Source organism: Pseudomonas sp. 5P_5.1_Bac1 (genome assembly GCF_025466015.1).
In the GTDB taxonomy this organism is placed as follows: Bacteria; Pseudomonadota; Gammaproteobacteria; order Pseudomonadales; family Pseudomonadaceae; genus Aquipseudomonas.
The window spans coordinates 246,524-266,564 of the sequence record NZ_JANLNX010000037.1 but is presented as its reverse complement, the minus strand read 5'-3'; the positions used below and the strand labels follow the sequence as shown (position 1 = coordinate 266,564).

The following is a 20,041-nucleotide window of genomic DNA, read 5'->3' as shown; positions in this document are numbered from 1 at the left end:
GTCAGCGGGCCGTGAAGATCAGCACCGCACCCACCGGCACTGACAGGTTGATCGACTTGAGCCCGGCAGCCTTGCGCAGGGTTTCCAGACCGGGGGCCAGGTCGAAATGCTCGGCGCGCAGCACCAGCGGTTCAAGCGTCACCACCTGGAAGCGCCGCTCGTCCAGCCGTGTCGCCAGCAACTGGGCGTTGTAGCTGTGGCTTTTGCCATGCAGGGTTACGGTCAGCGGCAGACGCAGTTCGAGCTGCGCGCCGTTGGCCAGGTCGTTGATCGGGCGCAGGTTCAACTGGGCGTTGATGATCGCGTCGGGGAAGGTCTCGACATTGAACAGCTCCTTGCGCATGCGCTCGTCACGCAGCGGGATGCCGCTGCTGACGGATTCCATCTCGACCTCCAGCTCGGCCGCGCCCTTGCGATCGACCTTGCCGTGAAGGACCAGGAAACGATGCACTTCCGACACGTCGCCGTTTTTGCTGGTGATGAAGGAAAGGCGAGATGACTCGTTGTCCAGGTACCAATTGGCCTGGGCGGGAAGGCAGACGATCGCCAGCAAGGCGAGAGCGAGACGAAGCGGGCTGGGCATGCGAAATCCTGAAACACTTTGGTCGTCAACCTTACCCGGCTGCCCTCATGGCAGCAAGCGACAGCCCTCGCGCGGCCCCAGCCACATCGCGCTGCTGCGACGACCAAGGCCCGCGGCCTCGACCCGGCGACTCGACGGGTCGTCGCGCAGCTCGCTCAATGGCAGGTACTGCTTCACATAGCCCCGGCAGTAACCTGTATCAAAGCCCATAACATAGCGGCACGAACAATATTCCTTCGCCGAGTAGGCACTGAGAATGCCGGGAAACGCCGTCAGCGCGTCACGCTCGGACCAGCCCCAGACCAGCAGGCCGAGGACCACCACCAGCAACAGGCGCTTCATGGCCGCTCTCCGCCGAACGCTGCCAACACATGACGCAGCAGCGTGTTGTGCTGGAAGCTGCCGTCGCGGTCATCGGCGTAGCGCACCACCACCAGCTTCTGCTCCGGCAGCACGTAGAGCGCCTGCCCCCAGTGGCCGAGGGCGGCGAAGGCCTGCGCCGGGGCATCCGGCCAGGGCAATGGCTGGCCCGACGCGGCACGGTTGAGCCACCAGTGCCCGCCCGGCATCGCCTCGCCGGATGAGGCAGCAGCCTTGTCGAAGGGCTCGCGATTGAAGGCCACCCAGCTCGCCGGCAACAGTTGCCGGCCCTGCCAGCGACCGTCGTCCAGCATCAACTGGCCGATCCGCGCCAGCTCGCGAGCGGTCATGTAGAGGTAGGAAGAGCCCACGAAAGTGCCCTGCGCGTCCCGCTCCCACACCGCTTGCCGAATGCCCAGCGGCTCGAAGAGCGCCTGCCACGGATAATCGGCGTACGCCTCGGGGCCGACCATCTGCCGCAACGCCGCGGCCAACAGGTTGCTGTCGCCACTGGAATAAAGAAAACGCTCGCCCGGCGCCGCGGCCACGCCGTGCGCGGCGGAAAAGCCGGCCATGTCGCTGCGGCCGCGGGTATAGAGCATCGCCACCACCGAGGACTTCAGCGGCGCGTATTCATAGTCTTCCTGCCAGTCGAGGCCGCTGGCCCAGTGCAGCAGGTCGGCGATACGCACATTCGGATGGGCCTGCATTGGCGGGTAGAACCGGGAGACCGGGTCATCCAGTGTGAAACGCCCCTCGCCCTGCGCGACACCGAGCACCGTCGCCAGCACGCTCTTGCTGATCGACCAGGTCAGGTGCGGGGTGTCTGCGGTGTTGGGGGTGGCGTACCGCTCGAAGACCACCTGGCCGTCGCGGATCACCAACAGCGCATCGGTGCGCACGCCGTCGCGGGTCTGATCGTTGCGTGGGGGGAAGGTGTAGGACTGCAAGGCCGCCAGTGCCGGCGCGTCGCTGGCGCTGGCGACGGTGCAGATCGTCCACAACAGAAACCCGATGAGCGCGGTGCGCATGGCCGTTACCCGGAGAGCGTGATCGGGCAAGGGTAGCAGGGGTTCATGACAGGATGGTTGGGGGCGCCGCTCGCGCGGCGCATCGCGAGCGAGCTCGCTCCTACAATGAGTTGTGTTGCCCGCTCTTTGAGTTTTGCGATGAGTCGCGGGGAGGCTGTTGGGGCCGACTCGATACCGCGTCGTACGAACAAAGCGGTCAACTATGGCCTGACAGACATAGGCACGTTGCAACCACTGTAGGAGCGAGCTCGCTCGCGATGCGCCGCGCGGGCGGCGCTCGATCTTGAGAGCGCTAAAAACCTATCGGCTAGCAAACAGCAGCCACCACATCCCCTCACGAAAACCCCGCCAACCTCCACGCCTTCTCCAAACGCTTCGCCCGCGCCGCGCTGGCGATATCGAGGATGCCCTGATCACGCATCCACACATTCGCCCACTCGCCTTCGGTGTCGGCCAGCGCCTTGTTGAGTTCGTCGCGCAGGTCGCTGAACTGGGCGAACAGCCCGCCCAGCAACAAATGACTGGCGGAGACTTCCGGGCTCTGCCGACTGCCTTCCGCGCAACCGGCAAGCAGCGCCAACAAACGCAGCAGCAGACTCTGCGACCAGCCGTTGGCCCGGCCAATGCCATACATCCATGCCGTCAACGCACTGAGCACATACAAGTCTTCGAGGGAGCGGAAGGGTTTGACGTAGGCGTCCCAACCATCACCGGCCAGGCGCTCGCACAGCGCCTGATCCAGATGCAGCCGGGCATGCCCCACCTCGGGCATCAGCGGCAGGGCCGGCAATGGCTCCAGGCGCACGCCCGGCTCACCGGGATAGACCACCGCCAGGCTCAGCCGCGGGTCTTCGGAAATGCTTTCACAACGCGCCGCCACCAGCAGCCAGTCTGCGTCCATGCCGCCGGTGACGAAGTCTTTGTCACCGCTCAGGCGCAGCGCGTCCACGTCGAGGCGCATGTGCATGTCGGCGGGGCGCACGCTGCGTTTTTCACTGGCGCAGAGCGCGCCAAGGCTGGCCGGTGCGCTGGGCCAGAGCACCCGCAGCGCCGCCTGATAACCGGTGAGAAACGCCAGCCCCGGGGTCGGCATGGCCTGGCCGCCGAGCACCGCCAGTTCGAACGGTGACACCGGCCCGAGGCGTTCCAGCAGGCTCGCCCAGGTGTCGCCGAGGTTTTCCAGCAGGGGTTGCGAATGCGCTTGATCGAGTCGTTCCAGCCAGGCCATCGAAGTACTCCTTGGGGGCTGTCATACAAGCATCACCAAACATTCATGGGGGTGACACCGCCGCTACCTAGCCTGAGCTTGCACAACAAAGTCGACCGGCCGCAACCCCATGGCTGGCTTATGGAGACTCGCAATGACTCAGATCGCTCGCTCTGGCGACAACAGCACTGAACGCCGTCTGCAAGCCGAACGCCTGGTGGGCCCGGCTGCGTTGCGCGAGGCCCAGGCCCTGCGTTTCAGTGTCTTCAGTGGTGAATTCAAGGCCAAGCTCAAAGGCGCCGAACTGGGCCTGGACATGGACGATTACGACGACCACTGCCTACACATCGGCGTGCGCGACCTCAACAGCGGTCGGCTGGTCGCCACCACCCGTCTGCTCGATCATCACGCCGCCAGCAGCCTGGGGCGTTTCTACAGTGAAGAAGAATTCAGCCTGCATGGCCTCGGCCACCTGAAAGGCCCGATCCTGGAACTGGGGCGCACCTGCGTCGATGCCGCCTACCGCAACGGCGGCACCATCGCCGTGCTCTGGAGCGAACTGGCGGAAATCCTCAACGAAGGCCGCTACAGCTACCTGATGGGCTGCGCCAGCATCCCGATGCAGGACGGCGGCGTGCAGGCCCACGCGATCATGCAGCGCCTGCGCGACCAGCACCTGTGCACCGAACACCTGCGCGCCGAACCGAAGAACCCGCTGCCCAACCTGGCCCTGCCGAGCAACGTGATCGCGCAGATGCCACCACTGCTCAAGGCCTACATGCGCCTGGGCGCGAAGATCTGCGGCGAGCCGTGCTGGGACGAGGATTTCCAGGTGGCCGACGTGTTCATCCTGCTCAAGCGCGACGAGCTTTGCCCGCGTTACGCCCGCCACTTCAAGGCGGCCGTCTGATGCAGCGCCTGCGTGTGTACGCACGCATCGTCCGGGTGCTGCTGGTGGTGGCATTCGGCTTGGGCATGGCGACCCTGTTCGGCGTGTTCGAGCGCCTGGGCATCAACGCCTCGGCGCAGCGGCGCCAGCGCTGGTCGCAGGTATTCATGAAGCGGTTGGCCCACGCCCTGCCCTTCCGCGTCCGGGTCATTGGCGAATTGCCGACGCGACCGATGCTCTGGGTCAGCAACCATGTGTCATGGACCGACATCCCGCTGCTGGGCATGCTCGCGCCACTGTCGTTCCTGTCCAAGGCCGAAGTGCGCACCTGGCCGGTGGCCGGCTGGCTGGCGCACAAGGCCGGCACCCTGTTCATCCGTCGCGGCGGTGGCGACAGCCAGTTGCTGCGCCGGCAGATCAGCCAGCACCTGCAACAAGACTGCGCCTTGCTGATTTTCCCGGAAGGCACCACCACCGATGGCCGCAGCCTGCGCACCTTTCACGGCCGCCTGCTGGCCAGCGCCATCGACACCGAAGTGCCGCTGCAGCCGATCGCCCTGCGCTACCTGCGCAACGGCCAGGCGGATGCGATCGCGCCGTTCATTGGCGACGACGACCTGCTGTCGCATCTAATGCGCCTGTTCGGGCAGCCGTGTGGCGAGGTGGAAATCCATCTGCTGGCGCCGATTGCCAGCCAAGGCGAGGAACGTGCCGCGCTGGCCTTCAAGGCTCAACAGGCAATCAGCCTGACGCTGTTCGGCAGCGAAGCCGAAACCCTGCCTCAGCGCCGCGCCAAGGCGGCCTGATCCTGCGCCAGTTGCTGCCCGGCGAACGTCTGCAATTGTGGGTAGAACTGGCGGAAGTCTTCCAGCAACAACGGGTACAACGCCTCCACTTCCGCCATCGCCCCAGCCATGCCCTCCGGGCGTGACAACCGCCGGGCGATGCCGCGGAACACCTGCTCCAGCACCGCGAACTCGCGGTAGGAACCCAACCAGTCATTCGCCGCCATCATCGGCGCGATCCCCGCCAGGCGCCCCGGCAGCTGCGGTTGCTGGGCCAGCACCTGATAGACCCGCATGGTGAAATCATCCAGCGACTGCTCGGCGTAGTCGCTCCAATGCAGGGCCAGGCAATGATCGAAAAACACATCGAGAATGATCCCGGCATAGCGCCGCCGCGCGGACGGAAAACGCGCCAGGGACGCCAGCACCAGCGGATGGCTGTCGGTGAACACATCGATGCGCCGGTGCAGGCGGATCGCCCCTTCGAGGGGCTGGGGATAGTGACCCTGCAGCGGTCCCTTGACGAAATCGCCGTAGAGACTGCCGAGCAATTGTTCGGGCTGGTCGCCGCCCAGATGGAGGTGTGCGAGGTAGTTCATGGGAATTGAGTCTAAAGCCTGCGGGAAAAGTCGGCGAGATTTGGCTGAAAAACCTTCAGCCCCTATATCGATATAACCCGATATAACGATTCACGCTTGACCCCAAACCTTTTCATATTTGTATATCGCGAAATACCGATTTATATTTCGCTCCATCGCGATATACCGCTACACATCCCACGAGCCCGACCATGCCTCTTGATCTCGACGAAATAATAAAAGCCCTGGCCCACCCGGTACGACGAGAAATCCTCAACTGGTTGAAAGACCCGCAGGCGCACTTCCCCGAGCAGCATCACAGCCTGGAAAACGGCGTGTGCGCCGGGCAGATCGACCAGCGCTGCGGCCTGTCGCAATCCACCGTCTCGGCGCACCTGGCGACCCTGCAACGGGCAGGCCTGATCAGCAGCCAGAAGGTCGGGCAGTGGAGCTTCTTCAAACGCAACGAGGACACCATCAAGGCGTTCCTCCAGCAACTGAGCCGCGAGCTCTGACAAAGGACACCGCAATGCCCCTTTCACTTCTGATACTGGCGCTCAGCGCCTTCGCCATCGGCACCACCGAGTTCGTCATCATGGGCCTGCTGCCGGAAGTGGCGCAGGACCTCGGTGTGTCGATCCCCGGCGCCGGCTGGCTGGTGACCGGCTACGCCCTCGGCGTGGCCATCGGCGCGCCGTTCATGGCCATGGCCACCTCGCGGCTGCCACGCAAGCTGGCGCTGGTGTCGCTGATGGGCGTGTTCATCATCGGCAACCTGCTCTGCGCGGTCGCCAGCGACTACAACGTGCTGATGTTCGCCCGCGTCGTCACGGCGCTGTGTCACGGCGCCTTCTTCGGTATCGGCTCGGTGGTCGCCGCCAGCCTGGTGCCGGCCAACCGCCGCGCGTCGGCGGTCGCCCTGATGTTCACCGGCCTGACCCTGGCCAACGTCCTCGGCGTGCCACTGGGCACCGCGCTGGGCCAGGTTGCCGGCTGGCGTTCGACGTTCTGGGCGGTGACGGTGATTGGCGTGATTGCGCTGATCGGTCTGATCCGCTTCCTGCCACTGCGCCACGACGAGGAAAAACTCGACATGCGCGCCGAACTGGCCGCGCTCAAAGGCGCCGGAATCTGGCTCTCGCTGTCGATGACTGTGCTGTTTTCGGCGTCGATGTTCGCCCTGTTCACCTACGTCGCGCCGCTGCTGGGCGATGTCACCGGCGTTTCGCCGCGCGGCGTGACCTGGACCCTGCTGCTGATCGGCCTCGGCCTGACCCTGGGCAACGTCCTCGGCGGCAAACTCGCCGACCGGCGCCTGGGCGCCACCCTGGTGGGCGTGTTCGCCAGCATGGCGGTGGTCTCCACCGTACTGAGCTGGACCAGCACCGCGCTGATCCCGGCGGAAATCACCCTGTTCCTCTGGGCCACCGCCGCCTTCGCTGCCGTTCCCGCGTTGCAGATCAACGTGGTGAACTTCGGCAAGGCCGCGCCGAACCTGGTGTCGACCCTCAACATCGGCGCCTTCAACCTGGGCAACGCCCTGGGTGCCTGGACCGGTGGCGTGGTCATCGAACAAGGCCTGGGCCTGACCCGCGTGCCGCTGGCCGCCGCGGCCCTGGCCGTGCTGGCGCTGATCGTCACCCTCATCACTTTCAGCCAGGGCGGCAATAAAGCCGAACTGGCGCCCGCTACCCACTGATGGATACGAGGTCCGTGCAATGACAACTCTGTTTGATCCGCTCACCCTCGGCGATCTCGAACTGCCGAACCGCATCATCATGGCGCCGCTGACCCGCTGCCGCGCCGACGCCGGCCGCGTGCCCAACGCGCTGATGGCCGAGTACTACGTGCAGCGCGCCAGCGCCGGCCTGATCCTCAGCGAAGCGACCTCGGTGATGCCGATGGGCGTCGGCTACCCGGATACCCCGGGCATCTGGTCCAACGACCAGGTCCGCGGCTGGACCAACGTCACCAAGTCGGTGCACGCCGCTGGCGGACGGATCTTCGTCCAGCTCTGGCACGTGGGCCGCATCTCGCATCCAAGCTACCTGAACGGCGAACTGCCGGTGGCGCCCAGCGCGATCCAGCCCAAAGGCCATGTCAGCCTGGTGCGCCCGATCACCGAGTTCCCGACCCCACGGGCGCTGGAAACCGCCGAGCTGGCCGATATCGTCGATGCCTACCGCACCGCAGCCGAAAACGCCAAGGCGGCCGGTTTCGACGGCGTTGAAGTGCATGCCGCGAACGGTTACCTGATCGACCAGTTCCTGCAAACCAGCACCAACCAGCGCACCGACTGCTACGGCGGCTCGCTGGAAAACCGTGCCCGCCTGCTGCTGGAAGTGACCGATGCGGTCATCGAAGTGTGGGGCGCCAACCGCGTGGGCGTGCACCTGGCGCCACGGGCCGATGCCCATGACATGGGCGACGCCAACCTGGCCGAGACGTTTACCTATGTCGCCCGGGAACTGGGCAAGCGCGGAATCGCCTTCATCTGCTCGCGGGAGAAGGAAGCCGACGACAGCCTCGGCCGGCAGATCAAGGAAGCCTTCGGCGGCCTGTACATCGCCAACGAGAAGTTCGACAAGCAGAGCGCCAACACAGCCCTGGCCGATGGCTGGGCCGATGCCGTGGCCTTCGGCGTGCCGTTCATCGCCAACCCGGACCTGCCGGCTCGTCTCGCGGCGGATGCACCACTGAATGAACCGCGCCCGGAGAGTTTCCATGGCGGTGGACCGGTGGGTTACATCGACTATCCGCGGATGTAAAAGGAGGTGATGGCCTTATCGCTGTGGTTTGGCGATAAGGCCGTCAGCCTTTTCAGAAGGAATCAGTTACGCGCATTGATCTGCTGTTGCAGATTCTGCACCTGACTCTGCAGCGTATTGAGGTTGCGGGTCACCTGCCCGCGAAACGCATCGAACTCGGCTGTCGATGCTCCGCCAGCCGCCGCACCCGCAGGGGCCGCCGGGCGGTTTTCCTGCTCGCTCTTGAGCACCAGCAGGTCCTGCTCCAGTCGCTGGGTCGCGGCCGCCTGGCTTTTCAACTGGGCATCGATCTTGCCGCCATCCACCCGCGCGGCTTTCAGGCTCGCCACTTCATCCGCCACGCTCTTGAGCTGCGCGTCGATCTTGCCGCCGTCCACCTGGGCCGCCTTCAACGCCGCCAACTCGGTCGCCACCGTCTTCAACTGTGTCTGCAATTCGCTCTGCAACTGGGCATTGGCTGCCTGCTGCTGGCTGACCTGGGCCATCGCCGCTTCCAGGCGCTTGCTCAGGTCGCCCGCCTGGCCGGCAACGCCTTCCTGTTGCTTGCCTTGTTCGACGAGGCTGCTCTGCAACTGACGCACTTGCAGTTTCAGCGCTTCATTCTCGGTGCTGACCGACGTCTCGGTAGCGCTGACCTTGCCGGAAATCGCCTGCAAACGCCCCGCCGCCTCTTCGCTGATACGCGCGAAGCTCTCCTGGGTCGCCACCAGTTGTTGCTCCATCAGGGAAATCTGCTGGAAGCTCCACCAGGCCACCCCGCCCAACGCGATGAACGATGCGCCAAGCAACGCCCACAGCGGCCCGGTCAGCGGTGCCTTGGGGGTTTTCGCGCGCACCGCACGCGGATGGGCCGGCGGGGCGAATTCGTCGTCATCGCGCTCCACCGCCTTGAGGGTGGGCACGTCATCAAAGTCGTCTCGAGCATCGTTGCGCATGGATAGTTTTCAACCACGGTGATAGCAAAATGGGCGCCAGTATAAACCGCTTGCGCGGCGCCCTCATCGACCATAAGTAGCGGTTCTGGTTCAGTGACCGCCGTGCTGCGCCTGCCACCAACTGCAGAATTCATCCAGCGCGGCCCAGATACTGACCTGCGGGCGGTAGCCCAGGTAGTGGCGGGCGCGGCTGATGTCCAGGGTGAAATCCTTGCTCATCACCTGGGTGCCGAGGCGGGTCAGGGTCGGTTGCGGGCGTCCTGGCCAGAGCATGCAGAAGCCTTCGTTCAGCGCGGCGGCGGTGTACGCGAGGCCCACGGAGCGATAACGGGTGACCTGCGGCAGCGACATCCGCCGCATCACGTAATTGACCACGTCCCAGACCGGCACGGGCTGGCCGTTACTGATGTTGTAGGCCTGGCCGAGCGCCTCGGGGCCGGCGTTGATCGCACTGAACAGCGCCTCGTTGAGGTTCTGCACGCTGGTGAAATCCACCTTGTTCAGGCCATTGCCGATGATCGCCAGGCGGCGCTTGGCCTGCATCTTCATCAGCCGCGGAAAGATACTCATGTCGCCGGCGCCGGTGACAAAGCGCGGGCGCAGGGCCAGCACTTCCAGACCGAACTCCTGGGCGCCGAAGACTTTCTGTTCGGCCAGGTGCTTGGTGCTGCCGTAATGGTCGTAGAAACGCTTGGGCACCTGATCTTCGGTGATCCCGGTGCGCGAGCGGCCATTGAAGTAGATCGACGGCGAAGAGAGGTGCACCAGCCGGCGCACATGTTCTTTCAGGCAGGCCTCGACCACGTTTTCGGTGAGCACCACATTGCCTTGATAGAAGTCCTGATAACGACCCCAATTGCCCACCGCGCCGGCGCAATGGACCACGGTGTCGATGCCCTGGCACAGGCGCCGAGCCACTTCCGGGTCGGCCAGGTCGCCGGGAATGAACTGCGCCCCGCGCCGCACCAGATGCTCGACGCCCTCGGGGCGCCGGCCATTGACCCGCACCTCCAGGCCCTGCTCCAGCGCAAAGCGTGCGAAGCGCCCGCCGATGAAGCCGCTTGCGCCGGTGACCAGAATTCCCATGAAGCTCTCCGCCTACTATTTTTTTCCAGATGTTGCAGACGCCGCCGACTCGCTCCACGGCACCAGCCAGGTGCCGGCACTGCGCAGCAGATGATCCGTGAGTTGGCCCAGCAGTTGCCCGCCATTGCGCCAATGATGCCAGTACAGTGGCACGTCGATGGGACGGTCAGGGAGAATTTCCACCAACCGCCCGCTCGCCAGTTGTTCGCGTGCCTGTAACTCCGGCACCAGCCCCCAGCCCAGTCCCGCCTCGGTCAGGCGTAAAAAGCCTTCGGACGAGGGGCACAGATGATGCAGGAATCCATCACTGATGCCTAATGAAGCCATGTAGCGATGCTGCAGGAAATCGTCCGGGCCGAACACGATCGCCGGGGTCCGCGCCAGCCGACGCGGTTCGACGCCTTCGGCGAAATGCCGGGTCATGAACGCCGGGCAGGCCAGCGCCCGATACCGCATGGCACCCAACAGCACGCTGCGCGCACCGGCCACCGGGCGTTCACTGGCGCACAGGCAACCGGCCACTTCGCCGGCGCGCATGCGTTTTAGGCCGACTTCCTGGTCTTCCACCACCAGGTCCAGCAACACCTGAGTGCGGGCGCAGAAATCGCCCGCCGCTTCCGCCCACCAGGTGGCCAGGCTGTCGGCGTTGAGCGCAATCCGCAGGCGCTCCGGCAAGCCTTCTTCATCCAGCGCCGGGACCTGGCCCTGGAGGTCCCGTTCGAGCAGGCGCACCTGCTGCACATGGTTGAGCAGGCGCCGGCCGATCTCGGTCGGCGTCGGTGGCGTCGCGCGCACCAGCACCGGCTGTCCGACCCGCGCTTCAAGAAGTTTGATCCGCTGGGAGATGGCCGATTGCGACAGCCCGAGCATTTGCGCGGCCCGCTCGAAACCGGCCTGTTCGATGACCGCGGCCAAGGCTGAGAGCAGCTTGTAGTCGAACATCACTTTTCCTAATGCGGGATGAGGTTTATTGGTTTTTCTTATAGCGCAGGAATCGCCAGTATTGCCAGCGACAGAGTGCCGTCAGGCGGTCCATCGCGAGCGAGCTCGCGCCTACAGAGATTGGTGTTGTAGGAGCGAGTTTGTCGGGGCGCCGAACCGTCGCGATGGACCGCAACGCGGTCCCTTGAATCCTGCAATCCGGAGTCAATTCCCCATGTGGCAAAGCTACCTCAACGGCCTCCTCGTCGCCTTCGGCCTGATCATGGCCATCGGCACCCAGAACGCCTTCGTCCTCGCCCAGAGCCTGCGCCGCGAGCATCACCTGCCGGTGGCGGCCTTGTGTGTGTTCTGCGATGCGGTGCTGGTGGCGCTGGGCGTCTTCGGCCTGGCCACGGTGCTGGCGCAGAACCCGACATTGCTCGCGGTGGCTCGCTGGGGTGGCGCGATCTTCCTGATCTGGTACGGCGCCAAGGCGCTGAAGCGTGCCTGTTCGAAGCAGAGCCTGGAACAAGGTGAGGGCCAGGGCCTGCGCTCGCGCCGCGCGGTGTTGCTCAGCGCCCTGGCCGTGACCCTGCTCAACCCGCACGTCTACCTCGACACCGTGTTGCTGATCGGCTCGCTCGGTGCTCAGCAAACCGTACCGGGCGCCTATGTGGCCGGCGCCGCCAGCGCTTCGCTGCTGTGGTTTTTCACCCTCGCACTCGGTGCGGCCTGGCTCGCACCATGGCTGGCGCGTCCCAGCACCTGGCGGCTGCTCGACCTGATGGTCGCGGTGATGATGTTCGCGGTGGCGGCGCAATTGATCTTCAACTGAAACAGCCACTTGTCCGCCGGCTGAAACGGCTCTGGAACCTCTTGTCCATACACTTGTTGCGTGGTTTAGACGTGGGCCCGGTGCTATGATCCCGGGTCTGCGTCGCAAAGAGTACAAACTCGCCGACGCTCTTCCGGCCGCCCGTGATCGGCCTTGCGTTCACCGCACCAGACCTGATTAGGAGATTCACCATGGCTTTTGAATTGCCGCCGCTGCCTTACGCCCACGATGCCCTGCAGCCGCACATTTCCAAGGAAACCCTGGAATTCCACCACGACAAGCACCACAACACCTACGTCGTGAACCTGAACAACCTGGTGCCAGGCACCGAGTTCGAAGGCAAGACCCTGGAAGAAATCGTCAAGACCTCCTCCGGCGGCATCTTCAACAACGCCGCTCAGGTCTGGAACCACACCTTCTACTGGAACTGCCTGGCGCCAAACGCCGGCGGTCAACCAACCGGCGCCCTGGCTGAAGCCATCAACGCTGCGTTCGGTTCCTTCGACAAGTTCAAGGAAGAGTTCACCAAGACTTCCGTCGGCACCTTCGGCTCCGGCTGGGGCTGGCTGGTGAAGAAAGCTGACGGTTCCCTGGCCCTGGCCAGCACCATCGGCGCCGGCAACCCGCTGACCAACGGCGACACCCCGCTGCTGACCTGCGACGTCTGGGAACACGCCTACTACATCGACTACCGCAACGTCCGTCCGAAGTACGTCGAGGCGTTCTGGAACCTGGTCAACTGGAAGTTCGTCGCCGAGCAGTTCGAAGGCAAGACCTTCACTGCCTGAGTCACGCACTCCTGAAAAAACCCGGCCTTGCCGGGTTTTTTTTGGTTCTTCGACGAGGACGATGATATTTGAGCTTGGGCTTTTAGGAGTCTATGTTGCGGGTTTATCCATTCGACGCGGCGAGGCTGCCGGCCCCTTCCGCCTCTACGGCGGGCCCATTTTGTCTTGGCAAAATAGACGAAAACCGCTCGCTCCTGCATCCGGCCCTACGCTGCGCTCCGGGTCCCCTCCCTCCGGTGTCTTGCGGGGCCACGCGGCCTACGACTTGCTTCGCAAGTCTACATCTCGCGTCTTCGGCTAACGCCGAAGGGTGCTGCGCACCTGCCCCTTCAGACACCTCCACTCGGCCTCCTGACGTCGCACCTTGTGGCGTCTGAACTTGCGCGCACGAAGATCAAAAGCAAAAAAGAGCAAATCGGTGGTTTCACCAAGCTGTAATTTCGAAGATGCGTCAGCCCAGGCGCCGCCCGTAACTTCGCGACTTCAGGAGGCCGAGCGGAGGTGCCTGAAGGGGCAGTGCGCAGCACCTTCGGCGTAGCCGAAGACGCGAGATGTAGACTTGCTTGCAAGTCGTAGGCCGCGTGGCCCCGAAAGGCACCGGAGGGAGGGGACCCGGAGCGCAGCGTAGGGCCGGATGCGGGAGCGAGCGGTTTTGCCTACTTTTCCCAAGCAGAAAAGTAGGCCGCCGTAGAGGCGGAAGGGGCCGGCAGCCTCGCCACATCGAATGGATAAGCCCCCAAAGCCCAAACCCGAACATCACCGCCTCCGGAACTCCGCGAAGAGCCTTTATTTCGCTTCTCCACAGCAGCATTGCTCTTGCCGCTTGCGCAAGGCGCGCTAACATCAAGACCTTGGAAACTTTCATCTTCCGGCACTCAAGTCGCGCGGCAGGTCAACCGATACAGTGCCTAAACGACCGTCGCAACGGTCGGACCGGTAGCAGGAACACTGCAAAACCACCACGCACGGCCTGCTGCAAAGGCCGATAGTGGATTGCCACATTTGATGGCAAAATGATGCCATGCGCATGGATTAAGGAAACCCCATTGAAGCTGGAACTCAAGAACAGCTTATCGGTCAAGTTGCTCAGGGTTGTCCTGCTCTCGGCGCTGATCGTCGGAGTGGTGCTCAGCTGTGCGCAGATCGTGTTCGACGCCTACAAGACCCAGCAGGCCGTCGCCAATGATGCCCAGCGCATCCTCGACATGTTCCGCGACCCGTCGACCCAGGCCGTCTACAGCCTCGACCGGGAAATGGGCATGCAGGTCATCGAAGGTCTGTTCCAGGACCGGGCGGTGCGCATGGCCTCCATCGGCCATCCCAACGAGACCATGCTCGCGGAAAAATCCCGCCCGCTGCAGGAGACTCGCACCCGCTGGCTCACCGACCCGATCCTCGGCAAGGAGCGTGCGTTCAGCACCCAGTTGGTCGGGCGCGGTTCGTACAGCGAGTATTACGGCGACCTGAACATCACCCTCGACACCGCCTCCTACGGCGAAGGGTTCATTTTCAGCTCGGTGATCATCTTCATTTCCGGCGTCCTGCGCGCCCTGGCCATGGGCCTGGTGCTGTATCTGATCTATCACTGGCTGCTGACCAAACCGCTTTCGCGGATCATCGAACACCTCACCCAGATCAATCCCGATCGCCCCAGTCAGCACCAGTTGCCGCTGCTCAAGGGTCACGAGAAAAACGAGCTGGGCCTGTGGGTCAACACCGCCAACCAGTTGCTGGCCTCGATCGAGCGCAATACCCATCTGCGCCACGAGGCGGAAAACAGCCTGCTGCGCATGGCCCAGTACGATTTCCTCACCGGTCTGCCGAATCGCCAGCAATTGCAACAGCAACTGGACAAGATCCTCATCGATGCCGGCCGCCTGCAACGCCGGGTGGCGGTAATCTGCGTCGGCCTCGATGACTTCAAAGGTATCAACGAACAATTCAGTTACCAGGCCGGCGACCAGTTGCTGCTGGCGCTCGCTGATCGCCTGCGCGCCCACAGCGGCCGGCTCGGCGCCCTGGCGCGACTGGGCGGCGACCAGTTCGCACTGGTCCAGGCCGATATCGAGCAACCTTACGAGGCGGCCGAGCTGGCCCAGAGCATTCTCGACGACCTGGAGGCGCCCTTCGCCCTCGATCACCAGGAAATCCGTCTGCGCGCCACCATCGGTATCACCCTGTTCCCGGAAGACGGCGACAGCACCGAAAAGCTGCTGCAGAAAGCCGAGCAGACCATGACCCTGGCCAAGTCCCGCTCGCGCAACCGCTATCAGTTCTATATCGCCAGCGTCGACAGCGAAATGCGCCGCCGCCGCGAGCTGGAAAAAGACCTGCGCGAAGCCCTGTCGCGCAACCAGTTGTTCCTCGTCTACCAGCCGCAGATCAGCTACCGCGACCAACGCGTGGTCGGCGTCGAGGCGCTGTTGCGCTGGCAGCATCCGGAGCTGGGCATGGTCCCGCCGGACCAGTTCATCCCGCTGGCGGAGCAGAACGGCAACATCGTCAGCATCGGCGAATGGGTGCTCGACCAGGCCTGCCGGCAACTGCGCGAATGGCACGATCAAGGCTTCAGCGAACTGCGCATGGCGGTCAACCTGTCCACCGTGCAACTGCACCACAGCGAATTGCCGCGGGTGGTCAACAACCTGTTGCAGATGTACCGCCTGCCGCCGCGCAGCCTGGAACTGGAAGTCACCGAAACCGGCCTGATGGAAGACATCAGCACCGCCGCCCAGCAACTGCTGAGCCTGCGTCGCTCCGGCGCGCTGATCGCCATCGATGACTTCGGTACCGGCTACTCGTCGCTCAGCTACCTGAAATCGCTGCCGCTGGACAAGATCAAGATCGACAAGAGCTTCGTCCAGGACCTGCTGGAAGACGACGACGATGCCACCATCGTGCGCGCCATCATCCAGTTGGGCAAAAGCCTCGGCATGCAGGTCATCGCCGAGGGTGTGGAAACCGCCGAGCAAGAGTCCTACATCATTGCCCAGGGCTGCCACGAAGGTCAGGGCTATCACTACAGCAAGCCGTTGCCCGCCCGGGAACTGGTGGCGTTCCTCAAACAATCGCAGCGCAACCACGTGTCGATACTCTGAGACGACACAAAAATTGCCCAAGGACGACAGCGCACTAATATTTACGCGGCGCCCTCTTTACACAAAATGCAAATCTTTCGCATTATGTCGCCACTTTTGCGTGCCCCGGCACGCCTGTTCAACCCTTCGACGCAGGAATTCGCCATGATTCGTATGCCTCTGGCCACCGCCAGTTTGCTGGCCATTGCCATCTCCCTCGCCGGCTGCGGCGACAGCAAGGACAAGGCTGCCGCACCGCAAGCCCAGGCGCCGGCAGCGGCTGCCACGCCAGCCGCACCTGCCGCCGCCGGCGCGGTGGACGAGGCTGCCGCTCAGGCCGTGGTCAAGCACTACGCCGAGATCGTCCATGCCGTCTACAGCGACTCGCTGAGCACCGCGAAAACCCTGCAAACCGCCATCGACGCCTTCCTCGCCAAGCCGAACGACGAAACCCTGAACGCCGCGAAAGCCGCCTGGGTCGCCGCGCGCGTTCCGTATCTGCAAAGCGAAGTGTTCCGCTTCGGCAACACTATCATCGACGACTGGGAAGGTCAGGTTAACGCCTGGCCGCTGGACGAAGGCCTGATCGACTACGTCGACAAGAGCTACGAGCACGCCCTGGGCAACCCGGCCGCCAACGCCAACATCATCGCCAACACCGAGATCCAGGTCGGCGAAGACAAGGTCGATGTCAAAGACATCACCCCTGAGAAACTGGCCAGCCTGAACGAGCTGGGCGGTTCCGAGGCCAACGTCGCCACCGGCTACCACGCCATCGAATTCCTGCTCTGGGGCCAGGACCTGAACGGCACCGGCCCGGGCGCCGGCAACCGTCCCGCGTCGGACTACCTGGAAGGCCAGGGCGCCACCGGCGGCCACAACGACCGTCGTCGCGCTTACCTGAAATCGGTCACCGACCTGCTGGTCAGCGACCTGGAAGAAATGGTCAAAAACTGGGCCCCGGGCGTTTCCGACAACTACCGCGCCTCGCTGGAAGCCGAGCCTGTGGCCAACGGCCTGCGCAAAATGCTGTTCGGCATGGGTAGCCTGTCGCTGGGTGAACTGGCGGGCGAGCGCATGAAGGTTTCCCTGGAAGCCAACTCGCCGGAAGACGAGCACGACTGCTTCAGCGACAACACTCACTACTCGCACTTCTACGACGCCAAGGGCATCCGCAACGTCTACCTGGGCGAGTACGCCCGTCCTGACGGCACCAAGCTGACCGGCCCGAGCCTGTCCTCGCTGGTTGCCAAGGTCGACCCGGCCACCGACGCCACCCTGAAGGCCGATCTGGAAGCCACCGAAGCCAAGATCCAGGTGATCGTCGACCACGCCCTGAAAGGCGAGCACTACGACCAACTGATCGCCGCCGACAATGCTGCCGGCAACCAGATCGTGCGTGACGCCATCGCGTCGCTGGTCAAGCAGACCGGCGCCATCGAACAGGCCGCGGGCAAACTGGGCATCACCGACCTGAACCCGGACACCGCCGATCACGAATTCTGATCAGCGCCGGCAACGGACAAGAAAGGCGACCTTCGGGTCGCCTTTTTCCGTTAAGCCGCTTGAAACTCGAGACTTGTAGCGAGTCACCGATTTCATCCAGCAAACGCAAACTCCTCTTATTCACGCCGCCTCGTCCTGTTAAGCTTGCGGGCTTATTTTTCGCACACCGCCCGGGATTGTCGGATGCCCTCACCGCTTCGCCTGTGTCTGCCCCTCTTGCTGGCCTTGCCCCTGGCCGCCTGCGACGAAGCCCCGCGCTTCACCCAGGCCGAGCCCGGCGAGGCCCGTGCCGGTGGCGATACCACGGTGAACCGCGGCGACCAGAACGCCTATTCGATGCCGTCGGCCAACCTGAGCGCGGCGCGGCGCCTGGACTTTCATGTCGGCAACAGCTTCTTTCGCAACCCGTGGGTGATCGCCCCGTCGACCACCACCGCCCGTGATGGCCTCGGCCCGCTGTTCAACACCAACGCCTGCCAGAACTGCCACATCCGCGACGGCCGCGGCCATCCGCCAGAGCCCGGTGACAGCAATGCCGTGTCGATGCTGGTGCGCCTGTCGATCCCGAATCAGCCCAAATACGTAAAGGTCATCGAGCAACTGGGCATCGTCCCCGAACCGGTCTACGGCGGACAGTTGCAAGACATGGCGATCCCCGGCGTGACGCCGGAAGGCAAGGTCCGGGTCGATTACACGATGCACACGGTGACGTTCAAGGACGGCACCCAGGTCGAACTGCGCACGCCGCAACTCAATATCACCCAGCTCGGCTATGGCCCGATGCACCCCGACACGCTGTTCTCCGCGCGCATCGCCCCGCCGATGATCGGCCTCGGCCTGCTCGAAGCGATCCCGGAAGACGCCATCCTGGCCAACGCCGACCCGGACGACCGCAACGGCGACGGCATTCGCGGCCGGCCCAACCGGGTCTGGGACGACGCCCGCCATGAAACCGTGCTGGGCCGCTTCGGCTGGAAAGCCGGGCAGCCGAACCTCAACCAGCAGAATGTCCACGCCCTTTCCGGCGACATGGGCCTGACCAGCAGCCTGCGGCCGATGGACGACTGCACCCCGGCGCAGACCGCCTGCAAGCAAGCGCCCAACGGCAATGGCGCCAACGGCGAGCAGGAAGTCAGCGACAACATCCTGCGCCTGATCCTCTTCTACACCCGCAACCTCGCGGTGCCGGTGCGCAAGGACGTCGATTCGGCGCAGGTGTTGGCCGGCAAAAACCTGTTCTTCCAGGCCGGCTGCCAGGGCTGCCACACCCCGCAGTTCACCACCGCGGCGAATGCCGCCGAGCCGGAACTGGCCAATCAGGTAATCCGCCCCTACAGCGACCTGCTGCTGCACGACATGGGCCCCGGCCTCGCCGACCAGCGCAGCGAATTCGCCGCCGGCGGCCAGGACTGGCGCACCGCGCCGCTGTGGGGCATCGGCCTGAACCAAACCGTCAGCGGCCACACCCAGTTTCTCCACGACGGCCGCGCGCGCAACCTGCTCGAAGCCGTGCTCTGGCACGGCGGCGAAGCACACGCCGCCCAGCGTCACGTCTTGACCTTCAATGCCGAGCAACGCGCCGCGTTGCTGGCGTTCCTCAACTCACTCTAGAGAAGGAGCCGGACATGTTCCGTCCCAAGCTGTTGTTCACCAGCCTCGCCGCCCTCGCGCTGGGCGCCTGCTCGCCGCAAGACCCGCAGGCCGTGACCTCCGCCGCCATCGCCAAGCAGGTGATCATGCCGACCTACAGCCGCTGGGTCGAAGCCGACCGCCAGTTGGCCGTCAGCGCCCTCGCCTACTGCGAAGGCAAGGCAAGCCTGGACACCGCCCGCGCCGATTACCTCCACGCGCAGAAAGCCTGGGCCGAGCTGCAACCATTGCTGATCGGCCCACTGACCGAAGGCAACCGCGCCTGGCAGGTACAGTTCTGGCCAGACAAGAAAAACCTCGTCGGCCGTCAGGTCGAGCAATTGGTCAACGGTGACAAGCCGGTGGATGCCGAGACCGTGGCCAAGTCCAGCGTCGTGGTTCGTGGACTTTCGGCCTACGAATACATCCTCTTCGACAGCAAGCCGGACGCCGCCAACCCAGAGCAGAAAGCGCGCTACTGCCCGCTGCTGGTGGCCATCGCCGCCTACCAGAAGACCCTCGCCGAAGACATCCTGAAGAACTGGAACAGCAACGACGGCATGCTCGCGCAACTGACCAAGTTCCCCAACCAGCGCTACGCCGACTCCCACGAAGCCATCGCCGACCTGCTGCGCGCCCAGGTCACCGCCCTGGACACCCTGAAGAAGAAGCTCGGCACGCCAATGGGCCGCCTGAGCAAGGGCATCCCGCAGCCACTGCAAGCCGAAGCCTGGCGCAGCCAGTCGTCGCTCAAGAGCATCGCCGCCAGCCTGGCCGCGTCGCAGACCGTCTGGGTCGGCGTCGACAACCAGGGCCTGCGCGGTCTGCTGGGCAAGGACCAGAAAGCCCTGGCCGACAAGATCGACGCCGCCTACGCCGACTCGATCAAGCTGCTGGACGCCAACCAGCGCACCCTCGACGAACTGCTGCAGGACGATGCCGGCCGCCAGCAGCTCAACGCGATCTATGACAGCCTGAACGTGGTCCACCGCCTGCACGAAGGCGAACTGGCCAAGGCGCTGAACATCCAACTCGGCTTCAACGCCAACGACGGTGACTGATC

19 protein-coding genes are annotated in these 20,041 nt (G+C 64.2%); 11 read left to right on the top strand and 8 right to left on the bottom strand.

The window, feature by feature from the left end:
* Position 1: 1 nt before the first annotated feature.
* From NTD82_RS07395 to NTD82_RS07380, 4 genes are all read right to left on the bottom strand, one after another.
* On the bottom strand, positions 2–583 hold the full coding sequence (locus NTD82_RS07395) for a YceI family protein (RefSeq protein WP_262128222.1): 582 nt from the start codon (positions 581–583) through the stop codon (positions 2–4).
* 45 nt (positions 584–628) lie between these two features.
* Positions 629–925, bottom strand: a complete 297-nt coding sequence (locus NTD82_RS07390; RefSeq protein ID WP_175652183.1) for an amidase — start codon at positions 923–925, stop codon at positions 629–631.
* The gene (locus tag NTD82_RS07385; RefSeq protein WP_095154741.1) at positions 922–1,974 is read right to left on the bottom strand and encodes a serine hydrolase domain-containing protein; all 1,053 of its coding nucleotides are present in this window, start codon (positions 1,972–1,974) and stop codon (positions 922–924) included. Before NTD82_RS07385 ends, NTD82_RS07390 begins: the two co-directional genes overlap by 4 nt.
* Before the next feature lie 334 nt (positions 1,975–2,308).
* On the bottom strand, positions 2,309–3,202 hold the full coding sequence (locus NTD82_RS07380) for an acyl-CoA dehydrogenase family protein (RefSeq protein WP_262128221.1): 894 nt from the start codon (positions 3,200–3,202) through the stop codon (positions 2,309–2,311).
* Between the two features lie 133 nt (positions 3,203–3,335).
* Between NTD82_RS07380 and olsB the strand changes: the two genes are divergently transcribed.
* The gene (olsB, locus tag NTD82_RS07375) at positions 3,336–4,091 is read left to right on the top strand and encodes an L-ornithine N(alpha)-acyltransferase (protein ID WP_262128220.1); all 756 of its coding nucleotides are present in this window, start codon (positions 3,336–3,338) and stop codon (positions 4,089–4,091) included.
* A complete protein-coding gene (locus NTD82_RS07370) occupies positions 4,091–4,876 on the top strand; it encodes a lysophospholipid acyltransferase family protein (protein WP_110973110.1) in 786 nt (261 codons plus the stop codon). Before olsB ends, NTD82_RS07370 begins: the two co-directional genes overlap by 1 nt.
* Here NTD82_RS07370 and NTD82_RS07365 read toward each other — a convergent pair.
* A complete protein-coding gene (locus NTD82_RS07365) occupies positions 4,852–5,454 on the bottom strand; it encodes an ACP phosphodiesterase (RefSeq protein ID WP_262128219.1) in 603 nt (200 codons plus the stop codon). The two genes, NTD82_RS07370 and NTD82_RS07365, sit on opposite strands and share 25 nt — an antisense overlap.
* A 191-nt stretch (positions 5,455–5,645) precedes the next feature.
* On the opposite strand from NTD82_RS07365, the gene NTD82_RS07360 reads away from it, so the two are divergent.
* Genes NTD82_RS07360 through NTD82_RS07350 form a run of 3 tightly spaced genes read left to right on the top strand, consistent with a single transcriptional unit; the run spans position 5,646 to position 8,201 of the window.
* Entirely contained in the window at positions 5,646–5,948 is a 303-nt protein-coding gene (locus NTD82_RS07360) for an ArsR/SmtB family transcription factor (RefSeq protein ID WP_095154736.1), read from the top strand.
* A gap of 14 nt (positions 5,949–5,962) precedes the next feature.
* Positions 5,963–7,132 (top strand): MFS transporter, encoded by a 1,170-nt coding sequence (locus NTD82_RS07355; protein WP_095154735.1) that lies wholly within the window; start codon positions 5,963–5,965, stop codon positions 7,130–7,132.
* A 19-nt stretch (positions 7,133–7,151) separates the two neighbouring features.
* A complete protein-coding gene (locus NTD82_RS07350) occupies positions 7,152–8,201 on the top strand; it encodes an alkene reductase (RefSeq protein ID WP_262128218.1) in 1,050 nt (349 codons plus the stop codon).
* A 62-nt stretch (positions 8,202–8,263) separates the two neighbouring features.
* Here the strand turns inward: NTD82_RS07350 and NTD82_RS07345 are convergent, their stop codons facing one another.
* The 3 genes from NTD82_RS07345 to NTD82_RS07335 form a co-directional block, all read right to left on the bottom strand.
* Positions 8,264–9,136: an ATPase gene (locus tag NTD82_RS07345; RefSeq protein ID WP_262128217.1), complete on the bottom strand. Its 873-nt coding sequence runs from the start codon at positions 9,134–9,136 to the stop codon at positions 8,264–8,266.
* 90 nt (positions 9,137–9,226) lie between these two features.
* Entirely contained in the window at positions 9,227–10,222 is a 996-nt protein-coding gene (locus NTD82_RS07340) for an NAD-dependent epimerase/dehydratase family protein (RefSeq protein WP_262128216.1), read from the bottom strand.
* A 15-nt stretch (positions 10,223–10,237) separates the two neighbouring features.
* Positions 10,238–11,164: a LysR family transcriptional regulator ArgP gene (locus NTD82_RS07335; protein WP_262128215.1), complete on the bottom strand. Its 927-nt coding sequence runs from the start codon at positions 11,162–11,164 to the stop codon at positions 10,238–10,240.
* A gap of 214 nt (positions 11,165–11,378) precedes the next feature.
* Between NTD82_RS07335 and NTD82_RS07330 the strand changes: the two genes are divergently transcribed.
* The 6 genes from NTD82_RS07330 to NTD82_RS07305 all read left to right on the top strand — a co-directional run bounded on the left by NTD82_RS07330 (position 11,379) and on the right by NTD82_RS07305 (position 20,039).
* Entirely contained in the window at positions 11,379–11,978 is a 600-nt protein-coding gene (locus NTD82_RS07330; RefSeq protein ID WP_110973117.1) for a LysE/ArgO family amino acid transporter, read from the top strand.
* 191 nt (positions 11,979–12,169) lie between these two features.
* Positions 12,170–12,766 (top strand): superoxide dismutase, encoded by a 597-nt coding sequence (locus tag NTD82_RS07325; protein ID WP_095154728.1) that lies wholly within the window; start codon positions 12,170–12,172, stop codon positions 12,764–12,766.
* Between the two features lie 1,046 nt (positions 12,767–13,812).
* A complete protein-coding gene (locus tag NTD82_RS07320; RefSeq protein ID WP_095154727.1) occupies positions 13,813–15,864 on the top strand; it encodes a putative bifunctional diguanylate cyclase/phosphodiesterase in 2,052 nt (683 codons plus the stop codon).
* Positions 15,865–16,008: 144 nt separating this feature from the next.
* Positions 16,009–17,349 carry an imelysin family protein gene (locus NTD82_RS07315; protein ID WP_095154726.1) on the top strand — a complete coding sequence of 447 codons (1,341 nt, stop codon included), beginning with the start codon at positions 16,009–16,011 and terminating at the stop codon, positions 17,347–17,349.
* Positions 17,350–17,532: 183 nt separating this feature from the next.
* On the top strand, positions 17,533–18,960 hold the full coding sequence (locus NTD82_RS07310; protein ID WP_262128214.1) for a di-heme oxidoredictase family protein: 1,428 nt from the start codon (positions 17,533–17,535) through the stop codon (positions 18,958–18,960).
* Between the two features lie 14 nt (positions 18,961–18,974).
* A complete protein-coding gene (locus NTD82_RS07305) occupies positions 18,975–20,039 on the top strand; it encodes an imelysin family protein (RefSeq protein WP_262128213.1) in 1,065 nt (354 codons plus the stop codon).
* Positions 20,040–20,041 lie beyond the last annotated feature (2 nt).

Excerpts from the sequence above, each read along its gene's own strand:
- NTD82_RS07395 (WP_262128222.1), bottom strand. The coding sequence starts at position 583 with ATGCCCAGCCCGCTTCGTCTCGCTCTCGCCTTGCTGGCGATCGTCTGC.
- NTD82_RS07335 (WP_262128215.1), bottom strand. The coding sequence starts at position 11,164 with ATGTTCGACTACAAGCTGCTCTCAGCCTTGGCCGCGGTCATCGAACAG.
- NTD82_RS07380 (WP_262128221.1), bottom strand. The coding sequence starts at position 3,202 with ATGGCCTGGCTGGAACGACTCGATCAAGCGCATTCGCAACCCCTGCTG.
- NTD82_RS07370 (WP_110973110.1), top strand. The coding sequence starts at position 4,091 with ATGCAGCGCCTGCGTGTGTACGCACGCATCGTCCGGGTGCTGCTGGTG.
- NTD82_RS07330 (WP_110973117.1), top strand. The coding sequence starts at position 11,379 with ATGTGGCAAAGCTACCTCAACGGCCTCCTCGTCGCCTTCGGCCTGATC.
- NTD82_RS07360 (WP_095154736.1), top strand. The coding sequence starts at position 5,646 with ATGCCTCTTGATCTCGACGAAATAATAAAAGCCCTGGCCCACCCGGTA.
- NTD82_RS07390 (WP_175652183.1), bottom strand. The coding sequence starts at position 925 with ATGAAGCGCCTGTTGCTGGTGGTGGTCCTCGGCCTGCTGGTCTGGGGC.
- olsB (WP_262128220.1), top strand. The coding sequence starts at position 3,336 with ATGACTCAGATCGCTCGCTCTGGCGACAACAGCACTGAACGCCGTCTG.
- NTD82_RS07305 (WP_262128213.1), top strand. The coding sequence starts at position 18,975 with ATGTTCCGTCCCAAGCTGTTGTTCACCAGCCTCGCCGCCCTCGCGCTG.
- NTD82_RS07325 (WP_095154728.1), top strand. The coding sequence starts at position 12,170 with ATGGCTTTTGAATTGCCGCCGCTGCCTTACGCCCACGATGCCCTGCAG.
- NTD82_RS07340 (WP_262128216.1), bottom strand. The coding sequence starts at position 10,222 with ATGGGAATTCTGGTCACCGGCGCAAGCGGCTTCATCGGCGGGCGCTTC.
- NTD82_RS07385 (WP_095154741.1), bottom strand. The coding sequence starts at position 1,974 with ATGCGCACCGCGCTCATCGGGTTTCTGTTGTGGACGATCTGCACCGTC.
- NTD82_RS07345 (WP_262128217.1), bottom strand. The coding sequence starts at position 9,136 with ATGCGCAACGATGCTCGAGACGACTTTGATGACGTGCCCACCCTCAAG.
- NTD82_RS07310 (WP_262128214.1), top strand. The coding sequence starts at position 17,533 with ATGCCCTCACCGCTTCGCCTGTGTCTGCCCCTCTTGCTGGCCTTGCCC.
- NTD82_RS07350 (WP_262128218.1), top strand. The coding sequence starts at position 7,152 with ATGACAACTCTGTTTGATCCGCTCACCCTCGGCGATCTCGAACTGCCG.
- NTD82_RS07365 (WP_262128219.1), bottom strand. The coding sequence starts at position 5,454 with ATGAACTACCTCGCACACCTCCATCTGGGCGGCGACCAGCCCGAACAA.
- NTD82_RS07355 (WP_095154735.1), top strand. The coding sequence starts at position 5,963 with ATGCCCCTTTCACTTCTGATACTGGCGCTCAGCGCCTTCGCCATCGGC.
- NTD82_RS07315 (WP_095154726.1), top strand. The coding sequence starts at position 16,009 with ATGATTCGTATGCCTCTGGCCACCGCCAGTTTGCTGGCCATTGCCATC.